The sequence below is a fragment of the Pseudomonas putida genome, from assembly GCF_022627325.1.
GTDB lineage: Bacteria > Pseudomonadota > Gammaproteobacteria > Pseudomonadales > Pseudomonadaceae > Aquipseudomonas > Aquipseudomonas putida_X.
This window is the reverse complement of record NZ_JAETZZ010000006.1, coordinates 69,620-84,591: the sequence shown is the minus strand read 5'-3', so window position 1 is coordinate 84,591 and position 14,972 is coordinate 69,620. Positions and strand designations below refer to the sequence as shown.

At 63.3% G+C, this 14,972-nt stretch carries 13 protein-coding genes; 10 read left to right on the top strand and 3 right to left on the bottom strand.

From position 1 onward, the window contains the following. Positions 1 to 38 precede the first annotated feature (38 nt). Together JNA92_RS11395 and JNA92_RS11390 are read left to right on the top strand one after the other, a co-directional pair. Complete coding sequence (locus JNA92_RS11395) at positions 39 to 341, top strand: ArsR/SmtB family transcription factor (RefSeq protein ID WP_241804756.1); 303 nt, start codon at positions 39 to 41, stop codon at positions 339 to 341. Between the two features lie 18 nt (positions 342 to 359). After that, entirely contained in the window at positions 360 to 1,409 is a 1,050-nt protein-coding gene (locus JNA92_RS11390; RefSeq protein ID WP_241804755.1) for an alkene reductase, read from the top strand. A 113-nt stretch (positions 1,410 to 1,522) separates the two neighbouring features. Here the strand turns inward: JNA92_RS11390 and JNA92_RS11385 are convergent, their stop codons facing one another. From JNA92_RS11385 to JNA92_RS11375, 3 genes are all read right to left on the bottom strand, one after another. Beyond that, positions 1,523 to 2,350, bottom strand: a complete 828-nt coding sequence (locus JNA92_RS11385) for an ATPase (RefSeq protein WP_241804754.1) — start codon at positions 2,348 to 2,350, stop codon at positions 1,523 to 1,525. An 87-nt stretch (positions 2,351 to 2,437) separates the two neighbouring features. Then, positions 2,438 to 3,433: an NAD-dependent epimerase/dehydratase family protein gene (locus JNA92_RS11380; protein ID WP_241804753.1), complete on the bottom strand. Its 996-nt coding sequence runs from the start codon at positions 3,431 to 3,433 to the stop codon at positions 2,438 to 2,440. Positions 3,434 to 3,479: 46 nt separating this feature from the next. Beyond that, complete coding sequence (locus JNA92_RS11375; RefSeq protein ID WP_241804752.1) at positions 3,480 to 4,370, bottom strand: LysR family transcriptional regulator ArgP; 891 nt, start codon at positions 4,368 to 4,370, stop codon at positions 3,480 to 3,482. 90 nt (positions 4,371 to 4,460) lie between these two features. Here JNA92_RS11375 and JNA92_RS11370 point away from each other — a divergent pair, with 90 nt between their 5' ends. The 8 genes from JNA92_RS11370 (at position 4,461) to JNA92_RS11335 (ending at position 14,961) form a co-directional block, all read left to right on the top strand. Further along, entirely contained in the window at positions 4,461 to 5,060 is a 600-nt protein-coding gene (locus tag JNA92_RS11370) for a LysE/ArgO family amino acid transporter (protein WP_241804751.1), read from the top strand. A 306-nt stretch (positions 5,061 to 5,366) separates the two neighbouring features. After that, positions 5,367 to 5,963 carry a superoxide dismutase gene (locus tag JNA92_RS11365; RefSeq protein WP_012312902.1) on the top strand — a complete coding sequence of 199 codons (597 nt, stop codon included), beginning with the start codon at positions 5,367 to 5,369 and terminating at the stop codon, positions 5,961 to 5,963. A gap of 269 nt (positions 5,964 to 6,232) precedes the next feature. Next, the gene (locus JNA92_RS11360; protein ID WP_241804750.1) at positions 6,233 to 8,284 is read left to right on the top strand and encodes a putative bifunctional diguanylate cyclase/phosphodiesterase; all 2,052 of its coding nucleotides are present in this window, start codon (positions 6,233 to 6,235) and stop codon (positions 8,282 to 8,284) included. Positions 8,285 to 8,431: 147 nt separating this feature from the next. After that, positions 8,432 to 9,769, top strand: a complete 1,338-nt coding sequence (locus JNA92_RS11355; protein WP_241804749.1) for an imelysin family protein — start codon at positions 8,432 to 8,434, stop codon at positions 9,767 to 9,769. A 276-nt stretch (positions 9,770 to 10,045) separates the two neighbouring features. Then, on the top strand, positions 10,046 to 11,473 hold the full coding sequence (locus JNA92_RS11350; RefSeq protein ID WP_241804748.1) for a di-heme oxidoredictase family protein: 1,428 nt from the start codon (positions 10,046 to 10,048) through the stop codon (positions 11,471 to 11,473). 18 nt (positions 11,474 to 11,491) lie between these two features. Continuing rightward, entirely contained in the window at positions 11,492 to 12,556 is a 1,065-nt protein-coding gene (locus tag JNA92_RS11345) for an imelysin family protein (protein WP_241804747.1), read from the top strand. 2 nt (positions 12,557 to 12,558) lie between these two features. Further along, entirely contained in the window at positions 12,559 to 13,656 is a 1,098-nt protein-coding gene (locus JNA92_RS11340) for a DUF1513 domain-containing protein (protein WP_241804746.1), read from the top strand. Between the two features lie 156 nt (positions 13,657 to 13,812). Beyond that, positions 13,813 to 14,961: an efflux RND transporter periplasmic adaptor subunit gene (locus JNA92_RS11335; RefSeq protein ID WP_241804745.1), complete on the top strand. Its 1,149-nt coding sequence runs from the start codon at positions 13,813 to 13,815 to the stop codon at positions 14,959 to 14,961. Positions 14,962 to 14,972 lie beyond the last annotated feature (11 nt).

Genomic DNA, 14,972 nt, shown 5'->3' with positions numbered 1-14,972 from the left:
CACATCACGATATATGGCTACACCATGAGCCCCACACCATGCCTCTCGATCTCGACGAAATAATAAAAGCCCTGGCCCACCCGGTCCGGCGAGAAATCCTCAACTGGCTCAAAGACCCGGCAGCGCACTTTCCTGCCCAACACCACAGCACCGAGCACGGTGTCTGTGCCGGGCAGATCGATCAACGCTGCGGCCTGTCGCAGTCGACCGTTTCGGCCCACCTGGCGACCTTGCAGCGCGCTGGCCTGGTCAGCAGCCAGAAGATCGGCCAGTGGCATTTTTTCAAACGCAACGAAGCCACCATCCAGGCGTTTCTCGAACAACTGCGCCAAGCGCTTTGACCCAGCAGGTAAACACTTATGACCACGCTTTTCGATCCGATCACACTGGGCGATGTGCAACTGCCCAACCGCATCATCATGGCGCCACTCACCCGCTGCCGCGCCGACGAAGGCCGGGTGCCCAATGCGCTGATGGCCGAGTACTACGTGCAGCGCGCCAGCGCCGGGCTGATCCTCAGTGAAGCGACTTCGGTCACGCCCATGGGCGTCGGCTACCCTGATACCCCAGGCATCTGGAACGACCAACAGGTACGCGGCTGGAACAACGTGACCAAGGCCGTGCACGGCGCGGGCGGTCGCATATTCTTGCAGTTGTGGCATGTTGGCCGCATTTCCCACCCCAGCTACCTGAACGGTGAGTTGCCGGTGGCGCCCAGCGCCATCCAGCCCAAGGGCCATGTCAGCCTGGTGCGACCGATCACCGAATACCCGACCCCGCGTGCCTTGGAAAGCGAAGAAATCGCCGACATCGTCGAGGCTTACCGCAGTGGCGCAGAGAACGCCAAGGCGGCCGGTTTCGATGGCGTGGAGATCCACGGTGCCAACGGCTATCTGCTCGACCAGTTCCTGCAGAGCAGCACCAACCAGCGCACCGACCGCTACGGTGGTTCACTGGAAAACCGTGCCCGCCTGCTGCTGGAGGTGACAGACGCCGCCATCGGCGTGTGGGGCGCAGGCCGGGTCGGCGTGCACCTTGCACCGCGCGCAGACGCCCATGACATGGGTGATGCCGACCGCGCCGAAACGTTCACCTATGTCGCGCGGGAACTGGGCAAGCGGGGTATCGCCTTCATCTGCTCGCGGGAGAAGGAAGCCGATGACAGTATCGGCCCGCTGATCAAAGCAGCGTTCGGTGGCCCTTACATCGTCAACGAGCGGTTCGACAAGGCGAGTGCCAATGCTGCATTGGCCAGTGGCAAGGCAGATGCGGTGGCATTTGGCGTGCCATTCATTGCCAACCCGGACCTGCCGGCACGCCTGGCAGCCGATGCGCCGTTGAACCAGGCGCACCCGGAAACCTTCTATGCCAAGGGGCCGGTGGGGTACATCGATTACCCGCGGCTGTAAGCCCGAACGCCAGGGCCGCTTTGCGGCCCTGCGCGACGCATGGCTGACCTATGGATGATCCTGTAGAAGCGCCCTGGCCTGACGTAAGGAGGGCAAAGCCCTCGCGCAAGGCCTCAAGGGCGGGCGTTGATCTGCTGCTGCAGGTTCCGAATCTGGCTTTGCAGGGTGTTGAAGTTGCGGGTCGTCTGGCCACGAAACGCATCGAACTCCTGAACCGAAGCACTACCGGCAGCCGCCGCAGCTGGGCGATTGTCCACCTGGCTTTTCAATACCAGCACGTCCTGCTCCAGGCTCTCGATCGCCGCTTTCGGGTTGCCCTGCTTCTTCAGCGCGGCCACCTCCTCGCTAAGGCTCTTGAGCTGCCCATCGAGCTTGCCGCCATCCACCTGGCCCGACTTCAACGCCGCCAGCTCGGCATTCACCGATTTCAACTGCGCCTGTAACTGAGTTTGCAGTTCAGTGACCGCCTTTTGCTGTTCGCGGGTATCGGCCAGCACCTGCTCCAGGCGCTTGCCCAAGTCACCCGTTTGCCCTGCCACGCCCTGCTGTTGCTTGCCCTGCTCGGCCAGGCTGGCCTGCAATTGGCGGATCTGCAGCTTGAGCGCTTCACTGCCGGTGGTGGTAGAGGTCTCAGTGGCAGCGACCTTGCCACTGATCGCCTGCAAACGCCCCGCTGCTTCCTCGCTGATGCGCGCAAAGCTCTCCTGGGTAGCCACCAGTTGCTGCTCCATCAGCGAGATTTGCTGAAAGCTCCACCAGCCGAGCCCGGCCAACGCGATGAACGAGGCCCCCAGCAACGCCCACAAAGGGCCCGTGCTGGCGGGCCTGACGGCCTTCTGACGGTTGCGCGAGACCCGCGCCGGCAAGAGTTCGTCGTCATCCGGGGTGCCGGCACGCAGGGTTGGCACATCATCAAAATCGTCGTGGGCATCGTTGCGCATGGATAGATTCAACCGCGGTAGTAGCAAAGAGACATGAGTATAAACCGCTCAAGCGGCGCACTGATGACCATCATCCAGGCGCCTGGTTCACTGAGCAAAAGGTTGGTGCTTCCACCACGCGCAGAATTCATCCAGCGCCGTCCACAGGCTGACCTTGGGTTGATAGTCCAGGTACTGCCGGGCGCGGCTGATATCCAGCGTGAAATCGCGGTGCATCACCTGCATCCCCAGGCGCGTGAGGGTGGGCTCGGGTCGCCCGGGCCAGAGCAGGCAAGCGGCTTCATTGAGCGCCGCCATGCTGTAGGCCAGGCCATAGGCGCGATAACGGGTCACCTGGGGCAACTGCATCTGGCGCATGACGTAATTGACCACATCCCACAAGGGTAACGGTTGGCCATTACTGATGTTGTAGGCCTGCCCTAACGCACGATCATCGGCGAACAGCGCGCCAAGCAATGCCTCGTTGAGGTTGTGCACGCTGGTGAAATCGACTTTGTTCAGGCCGTTGCCGATGATCGCCACGCGGCCCTTGCGCTGCATCTGCATCAGCCGCGGGAAAATACTGGCGTCACCGGCGCCGGTCACAAAACGCGGGCGCAGCGCCAGCACTTCGAGCCCGAACTCCTGGGCGCCGAAGACCTTTTGCTCGCCAAGGTATTTGGTCTGCGCATAGGGGTGGTGAAAACGACGCGGCACCTGGTCTTCGCGGATATCCAGGCGCGAGCGGCCATCGAAGTAGATCGACGGCGACGACAGGTGCACGAGGCGACGGACGTGCTCCTTCAGGCAGCCTTCGACCACATTCTCGGTGACCACCACATTGCCCTGGTAAAAATCCTGATAGCGCCCCCAGGTGCCCACCGCTCCGGCGCAATGCACCACCGCCTCGACGCCCTGGCACAGGCGCCGGGCCAGTTCGGCGTCACCGAGGTCGCCGGGGATGAACTGCGCTCCACGCTTGACCAGGTGCTCGACGCCCTCGGCGCGGCGGCCGCTGACCCGCACATCCAGGCCTTGCTCCAGGGCAAAGCGCGCAAAGCGCCCGCCGATGAAGCCGCTCGCGCCAGTGACCAGAATTCGCATGTAACACTCCGCCTCAGATTTCAGATGCAACAGACGCCGGCCACCACTACAACGGCACCAGCCAATGCTGTGCTGTGTGGCGCAGGTGTTCGGTCAGTTGCGCGAGCAGTTGCCCGCCATTGCGCCAATGATGCCAGTACAGCGGCACATCGATGGGGGTATCGGTCGATATTTCCACCAGTTGCCCGCTTTTCAACTGTTCGCGGGCCTGCAACTCTGGCACCAGGCCCCAACCCAGGCCGGCTTCGGTCATGCGCAGGAAGCCTTCGGACGAGGGGCAAAGGTGGTGCAGGAAGCCATCCTCGATACCTAGAGAAGCGAGGTATCGGTGCTGCAGAAAATCGTCCGGGCCGTACACGATCGCCGGCGTGCGGGCCAGCCGCCGGGCCTCGAAGCCCCCAGGGAAATAGCGCGCCATGAATGCCGGGCTGGCCAGCGCCCGGTAGCGCATGGCGCCCAGTGGCATGCTGCGCGCGCCCGCCACTGGCCGCTCGCTGCCGCACAGGCAGGCCGCCACTTCCCCGGCACGCATGCGCTTGAGGCCGACTTCCTGGTCTTCCACCACAAGGTCGGTGAGGACCTGCTGCTCGGCGCAGAACGAACCCACCGCGCCTGCCCACCAGGTCGCCAGGCTATCCGCGTTGAGCGCAATGCGCAGACGCTCTGGCATGCCTTCCTCATCCAGTGCCGGTACCTGGCGCTGCAGGTCACGTTCGAGCAACCGCACCTGCTGCACATGGTTGAGCAACTGGCGCCCGACCTCCGTCGGGCTCGGTGGCGCGGCGCGCACCAGCACCGGCTGGCCAACCCGCGCCTCGAGCAGTTTGATGCGCTGTGAGATAGCCGATTGCGACAGCCCCAGTACCTGCGCTGCACGTTCGAACCCCCCTTGCTCGATCACGGCGGCGAGGGCGGCCAGCAGCTTGTAGTCGAACATCGATTTCCCTAATGACGGATCAGCATTATTTGTTTTTCTTATACAGGGCCGATCGCCACAATAGCCAGCATCTTCTTTGGAGTATCTGCCATGTGGCAAAGCTATCTGAACGGCATGCTGGTGGCCCTCGGCCTGATCATGGCCATCGGCGCCCAGAACGCCTTCGTCCTGGCGCAGAGCCTGCGCCGTGAACATCACCTGCCGGTGGCAGCACTGTGCATCGTCTGCGACGCTCTGCTGGTCGCCGCCGGGGTATTCGGCCTGGCGACGGTGCTGGCACACAATCCGACGCTGTTGGCGGTCGCACGCTGGGGTGGCGCGGTGTTCCTGCTCTGGTACGGCGCCAAAGCGCTGCGTAGCGCCTGTTCCAAGCAGAGCCTGCAGCATCAGCAAGGCCAAGGCATGCGTTCGCGGCGTGCGGTGCTGCTCAGCGCCTTGGCCGTGACCCTGCTGAACCCACATGTGTACCTGGACACGGTGTTGCTGATCGGCTCGCTGGGCGCCCAGCAGACCGTACCAGGCGCGTATGTGGCAGGCGCCGCCAGCGCTTCGCTGCTGTGGTTCTCGACCCTGGCGATCGGTGCTGCATGGCTGGCGCCCTGGCTGGCCCGCCCGGCGACCTGGCGGATGCTCGACCTGATGGTGGCGGTAATGATGTTCGCCGTGGCGGCGCAACTGGTCTTTTCTTGAGCTGCAAGCGGCAAGCGGCAAGCGGCAAGCGGCAAGCGGCAAGCGGCAAGACTGTACGCGGTCCGCTTCTACTTGCAGCTTGAAGCTTGAAGCTTGCCGCTCTCCTGCCCCGGGGCGCCACCCGTCGGCGGCGGGCAACCGCTCTGGAACCTCTATTCCCTATCTTTGTTGCGTGGTTATGCGCCGGGGCTGGTGCTATGATCCAGCCCTTGCGTCGCAAAGAGTACAAACTCGCCGACGCACATAGGGCCGCCCGTGATCGGCCTTGCGCAAACCGCGAACTAGACCTGAATCAGGAGATCCACCATGGCTTTTGAATTGCCGCCGCTGCCGTACGCCCACGATGCCCTGCAGCCGCACATCTCCAAGGAAACCCTGGAGTATCACCACGACAAGCACCACAACACCTACGTCGTGAACCTGAACAACCTGGTCCCAGGCACCGAATTCGAAGGCAAGACCCTGGAAGAGATCGTCAAGAGCTCTTCGGGCGGCATCTTCAACAACGCCGCTCAAGTCTGGAACCACACCTTCTACTGGAACTGCCTGTCGCCAAACGGCGGTGGCCAGCCTACCGGTGCACTGGCTGAAGCCATCAACGCCGCATTCGGTTCCTTCGACAAGTTCAAAGAAGAGTTCACCAAGACCTCGGTTGGCACCTTCGGCTCCGGCTGGGGCTGGCTGGTCAAGAAAGCCGACGGCTCCCTGGCCCTGGCCAGCACCATCGGTGCCGGCTGCCCGCTGACCAGCGGCGACACCCCGCTGCTGACCTGCGACGTCTGGGAACACGCCTACTACATCGACTACCGCAACCTGCGTCCCAAGTACGTCGAGGCATTCTGGAACCTGGTCAACTGGGCCTTCGTTGCCGAACAGTTCGAAGGCAAGACCTTCAAGGCCTGATTGCCAGCGCCTTGACCAAGAAACCCGGCCATGTGCCGGGTTTTTTTATGGCCGGCGCCGGCATCCCAGCCTGCCCATCAACAGTTTTCTCAGCGGCTCTTGCTCACCCCGCATAGCGCGCTAACATCAAACGTCTGGAAGTTCGCAACAGCGCACTCAAGTTGCAGGGTCAGGCAACCGATACACTGCTAAGGGCAGCCCACCGGCCGATAGTGTATTGCCAAGGTTAATGGCAAAATGATGCCATTGCATGGATTAAGGAAACCCCATTGAAGCTGGAATTGCGGAACAGCTTATCGGTCAAGTTGCTCAGGGTCGTGCTCCTTTCGGCGCTGGCGGTCGGTGTCGTTCTCAGCTGCGCGCAGATCGTGTATGACACCTACAAGACCCGCCAGACCGTCGACAACGACGCCCATCGCATCCTCGACATGTTCCGTGACCCCTCGACCCAGGCGGTCTACAGCCTCGACCGGGAAATGGGCATGCAGGTCATGGAAGGCCTCTTCCAAGACAATTCTGTGCGCCAGGCTTCCATCGGCCACCCCAATGAAACCATGCTCGCCGAAAAGTCCCGCCCGCTGCAGGACTCGCCAGTACGCTGGTTGACCGACCTGCTCCTTGGCCAGGAACGCACCTACACCACGCAATTGGTCGGCCGCGGCCCCTACAGCGAGTACTACGGTGACCTGAGCATCACCCTGGACACTGCCGCCTACGGTGAAGGTTTCCTGCTCAACGCCGTCATCATCTTCATTTCCGGCGTGCTGCGCGCCCTGGCCATGGGCCTGGTGCTGTACCTGGTCTACCACTGGCTGCTGACCAAGCCGCTGTCGGAAATCATCGAGCACCTCACCCAGATCAACCCTGACCGCCCCAGCCAGCATCAGATTCCGTTGCTCAAAGGCCATGAAAAAAACGAACTGGGCATCTGGGTCAATACGGCCAACCAGCTGCTGGCCTCGATCGAGCGCAATACCCATCTGCGCCATGAAGCCGAAAACAGCCTGCAACGCATGGCCCAATACGATTTCCTGACCGGGCTGCCGAACCGCCAGCAACTCCAGGCACAGCTCGACAAGATCCTTACAGACGGCTCCCGCCTGCAGCATCGCGTTGCCGTACTGTGCGTAGGCCTGGACGACTTCAAAGGCATAAACGAGCAGTTCAGCTATCAGGTCGGCGACCAATTGCTGCTCGCCCTGGCTGACCGCCTGCGCGCCCACAGTGGCCGCCTGGGGGCGCTGGCGCGCCTGGGTGGCGACCAGTTCGCCCTGGTGCAGGCCAATATCGAACAGCCCTACGAGGCCGCAGAACTGGCGCAGAGCATCCTCGACGACCTGGAAGCGCCATTCGACCTGGACCACCAGCAGATTCGCCTGCGCGCCACCATCGGCATCACCCTGTTCCCTGAAGACGGCGACAGCACCGAGAAGCTGCTGCAAAAGGCCGAGCAGACCATGACGTTGGCCAAGGCCCGCTCGCGCAACCGCTACCAGTTCTACATCGCCAGCGTCGACAGCGAGATGCGCCGGCGCCGTGAATTGGAAAAAGACCTGCGCGAGGCGTTGTCGCGCAACCAGTTGTTCCTTGTTTACCAACCGCAGATCAGCTACCGCGACCACCGCGTGGTCGGCGTCGAAGCCTTGCTGCGCTGGCAGCACCCTGAACTGGGCATGGTCCCGCCGGACCAGTTCATCCCGCTGGCCGAACAGAACGGCAACATCATCGCCATCGGCGAGTGGGTACTCGACCAGGCCTGCAGGCAACTGCGTGAATGGCACGACCTGGGCTTCAGCGAATTGCGCATGGCAGTCAACCTGTCCACCGTGCAACTGCATCACAACGAACTTCCGCGCGTGGTCAACAATCTGCTGCAGGCTTACCGTCTGCCACCGCGCAGCCTGGAGCTGGAAGTGACCGAAACCGGCCTGATGGAAGACATCAGCACCGCCGCCCAGCATCTGCTCAGCCTGCGCCGCTCCGGTGCGATGATCGCCATTGACGACTTCGGCACCGGTTACTCGTCGCTCAGCTATCTCAAGTCGCTGCCCCTGGACAAGATCAAGATCGACAAGAGCTTCGTCCAGGACCTGCTCGACGACGATGACGATGCCACCATCGTTCGGGCAATCATCCAGTTGGGCAAAAGCCTGGGCATGCAGGTGATCGCCGAGGGCGTGGAGACGTCCGAGCAGGAAGCCTACATCATCGCCCAAGGCTGCCATGAAGGTCAGGGCTATCACTACAGCAAGCCACTGTCGGCACGCGAGCTGACCAGTTTCCTGCGCCAGGCCCAGCGCAATCAGGTTTCTGCGTTATAACCCCTGCCCCTGCTGGCTCCAGCGCGTTGCCGGCATTTGCCTAATTGCGCCACCACCCCTTTACAGCAAATGCAAATCTTTCGCATGATGTTGTCGTTTTACGTGCCACGGCGCACTGTCCAACCACACGACGCAGGGAAACCAACAATGATTCGTAAGCCTCTGGCCACCGCCAGTCTGCTGGCCATCGCCATCGCTCTCGCCGGTTGCGGTGAAAGCAAGGACGAGAAGGCCGCCGCCCCGCAAGCTGCGGCACCTGCTGCTGCCAGCACCGCCGCTGCGGCTCCGGCTGCTGTCGACGAAGCGGCCGGCAAGGCCGTGGTCAAGCATTACACCGAGATGGTCTACGCCGTTTACAGCGACTCGCTGAGCACCGCCAAGTCCCTGCAAACGGCCATCGATGCATTCCTCGCCAAGCCCAACGACGACACCCTCAAAGCGGCCAAAGAAGCCTGGGCTGCAGCACGCGTACCGTACCTGCAGAGCGAAGCCTTCCGCTTCGGCAACACCATCATCGACGACTGGGAAGGCCAGGTGAACGCCTGGCCGCTTGACGAAGGCCTGATCGACTACGTCGACACGAGCTACGAACATGCGCTGGGCAACCCGGCTGCAAGCGCCAACATCATCGCCAATACCGAGATCCAGGTCGGCGAGGAGAAGGTCGATGTCAAGGACATCACCCCTGAGAAGCTGGCCAGCCTGAACGAACTGGGCGGCTCCGAAGCCAACGTCGCCACGGGCTACCACGCCATCGAATTCCTGCTCTGGGGCCAGGACCTCAACGGCACCGGCCCGGGCGCAGGCAACCGCCCTGCTTCCGACTACCTCGAAGGTGAAGGCGCCACCGGTGGCCACAACGAGCGTCGCCGCGCCTACCTGAAGGCGGTCACCGAGCTGCTGGTCAAGGACCTCGAAGAAATGGTCGGCAACTGGGCGCCGAACGTCGCCGACAACTACCGCGCCACGCTGGAAGCCGAGCCTGCCACCGACGGCCTGCGCAAGATGCTGTTCGGCATGGGCAGCCTGTCGCTGGGCGAACTGGCGGGCGAGCGCATGAAGGTCTCGCTGGAAGCCAACTCGCCGGAAGACGAGCAGGACTGTTTCAGTGACAACACCCACTACTCGCACTTCTACGACGCCAAGGGCATCCGCAATGTCTACCTGGGCGAGTACACCCGCACCGACGGCACCCAGCTGACCGGCCCAAGCCTGTCGTCGCTCGTGGCCAAGGCCGACCCGGCCGCCGACGCTACCCTCAAGGCCGACCTGGAAGCGACCGAGGCCAAGCTTCAGGTCATCGTCGACCACGCGCTCAAAGGCGAGCACTACGACCAACTGATCGCTGCCGACAATGCTGCCGGCAACCAGGTCGTGCGTGACGCCATTGCCTCGCTGGTCAAGCAGACCGGTGCGATCGAGCAGGCTGCGGGCAAGCTGGGCATTGCCAACCTGAACCCGGACACTGCCGATCACGAATTCTGATTCGGCATTGCCAGGCAACTTGGCGCGGCCTTCTGGCTAATGCCAGTCATTGAGCGCTATCAGGGCTGCCAGGCAGCCCCCTTCACCGGCAAGCCAGCTCCAACGGCGACCACGCAGTACTTGAATGCTGCGTGGTACCTGAGGACCTGGCTTGCCGGCGATGGGGCCGACAAAAATGACAGCTGTTTCATCCAGCAATTGCAAATTCCTCTTATTCAAAAAACCTCAGCCTGCTAAGCTTGCACGCCGCTTTTTCGCCCACGCCCAGGATTTTGCATGTCCTTGTCGCTGTCCCGACTCTCCCCTTTGCTGCTGGCCCTCGCCCTCGCCGCCTGTGATGACGCCCCGCGTTTCACCCAGGCAGAGCCAGGCGAAGCGCTGTCAGGTGGCCAGGCGACTGTCCAGCGCAACGACCGCAATGCCTTTTCCCTGCCCTCGGCCAACCTGTCGCCCGAGCGGCGCCTGGACTTTGCCGTAGGCAACAGTTTCTTCCGCAACCCCTGGGTGATCGCCCCGTCCACCACCACTGCACGCGACGGCCTGGGGCCACTGTTCAACACCAACGCCTGCCAGAACTGCCACGTACGCGATGGCCGTGGCCATCCGCCAGAGCCTGGCGACAGCAACGCGGTGTCGATGCTCGTGCGCCTGTCGATCCCCGACCAGCCTTACCTGGCAAATGAAATCGAGCGCCTGGGCGTGGTTCCTGAGCCGGTCTATGGCACCCAGTTGCAGGACATGGCCAACCCAGGCGTGGCCCCGGAAGGCAAGGTGCGCGTGACTTACGACCATCAGACGGTCACCTTCAGGGACGGCCACCAGGTCGAACTGCGTCTTCCTACCCTGCACATCACCCGGCTCGGCTATGGGCCGATGCACCCTGACACCCGGTTCTCGGCACGCGTGGCACCGCCCATGATCGGCCTGGGGCTGCTCGAAGCCATCCCGCAAGCTCAGATTCTGGCCAACGAGGACCCCGACGATCGCAATCGCGACGGTATTCGCGGCCGGGCCAACCGGGTGTGGGACGACGCCCTGGGCAAGACGGTGGTCGGCCGCTTTGGCTGGAAGGCCGGGCAGCCAAACGTCAACCAGCAGAACGTGCACGCCTTTGCGGGTGACATGGGTTTGACCAGCACCCTGCAGCCCCGGGACGACTGTACCCCGGCGCAGCGCGATTGCCTTGCAGCGCCCAATGGCGATGGCGCCAACGGTGAAAAAGAAGTCAGCGACAACATCCTGCGCCTGGTCACCTTCTACACCCGCAACCTGGGCGTGCCAGCCCGGCGCGACGTCGGCGCCCCGCAAGTGCTGGCCGGCAAGAACCTGTTCTACCAGGCCGGCTGCCAGGGTTGCCACACCCCGCAGTTCACCACGGCCGCCGACGCCAGCGAACCAGAGCTGGCCGGGCAAGTGATTCGCCCCTACAGCGACCTGCTGCTGCACGACATGGGCCCGGGCCTTGCCGACGACCGCACCGAATTTACCGCCAACGGCCAAGACTGGCGGACCCCACCGCTGTGGGGCATCGGCCTCAGCCCAGTGGTCAGTGGCCACACCCAGTACCTGCATGACGGCCGCGCCCGCAACCTGCTCGAGGCCGTGCTCTGGCACGGCGGCGAAGCGCAGGCCGCACGCGATCATGTGTTGACCTTCAATGCCGAGCAGCGCGCTGCGTTGCTGGCTTTCCTGAACTCACTTTAAAAGCGCAAGGAGCCGGGCATGTTCCGACCCAAACTGTTGTTCACCAGCCTCGCCGCACTCGCTCTGGGCGCCTGCTCGCCGCAGGACCCGCAGGCCGTGGCTTCGGCCGCTATCGCCAAGCAGGTGATCCTGCCGACCTACAGCCGCTGGGTCGAAGCCGACCGCCAACTGGCCGCCAGTGCCTTGGCCTACTGCGAAGGCAAAGAAAGCCTGGACAGCGCCCGCGCCGACTTCCTCAACGCGCAAAAAGCCTGGGCCGAGTTGCAGCCACTGCTGGTCGGCCCCCTGGCCGAGGGCAACCGCGCCTGGCAGGTGCAGTTCTGGCCCGACAAGAAGAACCTGGTCGGTCGCCAGGTCGAGCAGTTGGTCAATGGCGACAAGCCGATCGACGCCCAGACCCTGGGCAAGTCCAGCGTCGTGGTCCGCGGCCTGTCGGCCTACGAATACATCCTGTTCGACAGCAAGCCGGATGTCGCCACCGCCGAGCAGAAAGCCCGCTACTGCCCGCTGCTGGTCGCCATCGGTGAGCACCAGAAGGCCTTGGCTGAAGAGATCCTCAAAGGCTGGAACAGCACCGACGGCATGCTCTCGCAAATGACCAAGTTCCCCAACCAGCGCTATGCCGACTCGCACGAGGCGATCGCCGACCTGCTGCGTGCACAGGTGACTGCGCTGGATACCCTCAAGAAGAAGCTCGGTGCACCGATGGGTCGCCAGAGCAAAGGCATTGCGCAACCCCTGCAGGCCGAAGCCTGGCGCAGCCACGCCTCGCTCAAAAGCCTGGAAGCCAGCCTCAAGGCCGCTCAGGCAGTCTGGGTCGGGGTCGACAACCAGGGCCTGCGCAGCTTGCTGGGCAGTGACCAGAAAGCCCTGGCGCAAAAGATCGACGACGCTTACGCTACTTCGCTCAAACTGCTGGCCGACAACCAGAAACCCCTGGGCGAGTTGCTGGCAGACGACGATGGCATGCAACGCCTCAACCAGATCTACGACAGCCTCAACGTCGTGCATCGCCTGCACGAAGGCGAACTGGCCAAGGCGTTGAACATCCAGCTGGGCTTCAATGCCAACGACGGTGACTGATCATGCTGCGACGCCAGGCACTCAAAATCGGTAGCGTTCTGCTCAGCGCCCTGACCTTGGGGGGCTGGAGCCTGATGCGCAACAAAGGCAGCGATCCTTTGCTGCTGTCGGCGCGTGACGATGGTGACGGCAAGCACTATGCCGTCGGGTTCCGCCTGGACGGTACCCAGGTGTTCAGCACCCAGGTGGCCCAGCGTTGCCATGCCATCATCAACCATCCGCAACTGCCGATCGCCCTGTTCGTCGCGCGCCGCCCCGGCACCGAAAGCTACCTGATCGACCTGCGCGACGGGCGCTTGTTGCAGACCGTCTCGTCGCGGCCTGACCGGCACTTTTACGGGCACGCCGTGATTCATGAAAGCGGCGAATGGCTGTACGCCACCGAGAATGACACGACCGACCCCGGGCGTGGCCTGCTGGGCGTGTACCGTTTCGAAGGTGAACGCCTGGTCCATACCGGCGAGATCCCCACCCACGGCATCGGCCCGCATGAAGTGGCATGGCTGCCAGATGGCGAGACGCTGATCGTGGCCAATGGCGGGATTCGTACCGAGGCCGAAAGCCGGGTCGAGATGAACCTCAACGCAATGGAGCCAAGCCTGGTATTGATGCAGCGCGACGGCACCTTGCTGAGCAAGGAAACGCTGGCTCAGCAAATGAACAGCGTGCGCCATCTGGCAGTGGGCAGTGATGGCACCATCGCCGCCTGCCAGCAGTTCATGGGCGATGCCGATGAAACCGCCGAGCTGCTGGCCATCAAGCGCCCGGGCGAGCCGTTCAAGGCGTTCCCGGTACCCGAGCACCAGCTGCAAGCCATGGCTCAGTACACGGCCAGCGTAGCGATCCACAGCGACCTGCGCCTGGTGGCGCTGACGGCGCCGCGGGCCAACCGTCTGTTCGTCTGGGACCTGGACAGTGGCGCGGTCAGGCTGGATGCGCCGATGCCGGACTGTGCCGGGGTCGGGGCGGTGAAGGATGGTTTCGTCGTGACTTCCGGGCAGGGACGTTGCCGCTACTATGATTGCCGCAAGCAGGCACCGATCGGCCAGCCGATGGATTTGCCCTCCGGGTTCTGGGACAACCACCTGCACCTGGCCTGATTCACCCAGGTTCGCGCGGCCCCGTCAGGCGCGGGGTCGCAAACCATTTCCCCGTCACTCAAAAAACAGTCAATACTTCTCCCATCCGCACGTGGGCAGGACTGCCCGTTGTCGTGTCAAAACCAATAACAACCTCGCATCCAAGGAAACGGACTTATGCTGCGCCGCCGCATGCTCATCATGTTGGCCGTCGTTCTGCTGATCGTGCTGGCCCTGGGGGGCTACAAGGCCTTCTCGATCTACCAGCAGATCCAGATGTTCACTGCCCCCAAGCCCCCCATCACCGTGGCGGCGGCCATGGCCGAGCAGCGCCAGTGGCAGCAGCGCCTGCCCGCCGTGGGCAGCCTCAAGGCCCTGCAGGGAGTCGAGCTGAGCCTTGAGGTGGAAGGCATCGTCCAATCCTTGCATTTCGACTCCGGCCAGAAGGTCAAGGCTGGGCAACTGCTGCTCAAGCTCAATGACGATCAGGAGACCGCACTGCTGGGCACTGCCCAGGCGGACCTGGGCCTGGCCAAAGTGGACTTCGGCCGCGGCAGCCAGCTGGTGGGCGATTCAGCCATCTCTCGGGGCGAATATGATCGCCTCACCGCCCAATACCGGCGCAACCAGGCGGTGGTCGACCAGCTCAAGGCCTCGAAAGCCAAGAAAAGCATCAGCGCCCCGTTCAGCGGCACGATCGGCATCCGCCAGGTGGATGTCGGTGACTACCTGGCGGCGGGTTCTGTGATCGCTACCCTGCAGGACCTTTCCAGCCTGTACGTCGACTTCAACGTACCGGAGCAGGCACTGCCCCAACTGAGCCTGGGCCAGCAGGTACAGGTGCAGGTGGCCGCCTACCCTGGCCAGACCTTCTCTGCCAGCCTCAGCGCCATCAACCCCAAGGTCGATGAGAGCACGCGCAACCTGCTGGTGCGCGCGACCATGGCCAACCCGGATGGCAAGCTGCTGCCGGGCATGTTCGCCAACCTGCTGGTGCTCCTGCCTGACCCGCGCCCACAGATCGTGGTGCCGGAAAGCGCCATTACCTACACGCTGTATGGCAATTCCGTGTATGTCGTCGCGCCCAAGAAAGACAAGGACGGTAACCCCGAGCGCGACGACAGTGGCCAGCCGCGGCTCAGCGCCGAACAACGCAGTGTGCAGACTGGCGAGCGGCGCGACGGCGTGGTGGTGATCAGCAAAGGGCTCGCCGCTGGCGAACAGGTGGTCACCGCCGGGCAGCTCAAACTGAGCCCTGGCGCGGCCATCCGTATCGGCCAGGACGCAGCCCTCGATCCCCAACAAGGCGCCCCGCGCGCGGACTGACCAGGAGGCAG

Coding starts and splice junctions, on each gene's coding strand:
- JNA92_RS11335 (WP_241804745.1), top strand. CDS start 13,813: ATGCTGCGCCGCCGCATGCTCATCATGTTGGCCGTCGTTCTGCTGATC.
- JNA92_RS11390 (WP_241804755.1), top strand. CDS start 360: ATGACCACGCTTTTCGATCCGATCACACTGGGCGATGTGCAACTGCCC.
- JNA92_RS11365 (WP_012312902.1), top strand. CDS start 5,367: ATGGCTTTTGAATTGCCGCCGCTGCCGTACGCCCACGATGCCCTGCAG.
- JNA92_RS11345 (WP_241804747.1), top strand. CDS start 11,492: ATGTTCCGACCCAAACTGTTGTTCACCAGCCTCGCCGCACTCGCTCTG.
- JNA92_RS11380 (WP_241804753.1), bottom strand. CDS start 3,433: ATGCGAATTCTGGTCACTGGCGCGAGCGGCTTCATCGGCGGGCGCTTT.
- JNA92_RS11340 (WP_241804746.1), top strand. CDS start 12,559: ATGCTGCGACGCCAGGCACTCAAAATCGGTAGCGTTCTGCTCAGCGCC.
- JNA92_RS11395 (WP_241804756.1), top strand. CDS start 39: ATGCCTCTCGATCTCGACGAAATAATAAAAGCCCTGGCCCACCCGGTC.
- JNA92_RS11350 (WP_241804748.1), top strand. CDS start 10,046: ATGTCCTTGTCGCTGTCCCGACTCTCCCCTTTGCTGCTGGCCCTCGCC.
- JNA92_RS11355 (WP_241804749.1), top strand. CDS start 8,432: ATGATTCGTAAGCCTCTGGCCACCGCCAGTCTGCTGGCCATCGCCATC.
- JNA92_RS11375 (WP_241804752.1), bottom strand. CDS start 4,370: ATGTTCGACTACAAGCTGCTGGCCGCCCTCGCCGCCGTGATCGAGCAA.
- JNA92_RS11370 (WP_241804751.1), top strand. CDS start 4,461: ATGTGGCAAAGCTATCTGAACGGCATGCTGGTGGCCCTCGGCCTGATC.
- JNA92_RS11385 (WP_241804754.1), bottom strand. CDS start 2,350: ATGCGCAACGATGCCCACGACGATTTTGATGATGTGCCAACCCTGCGT.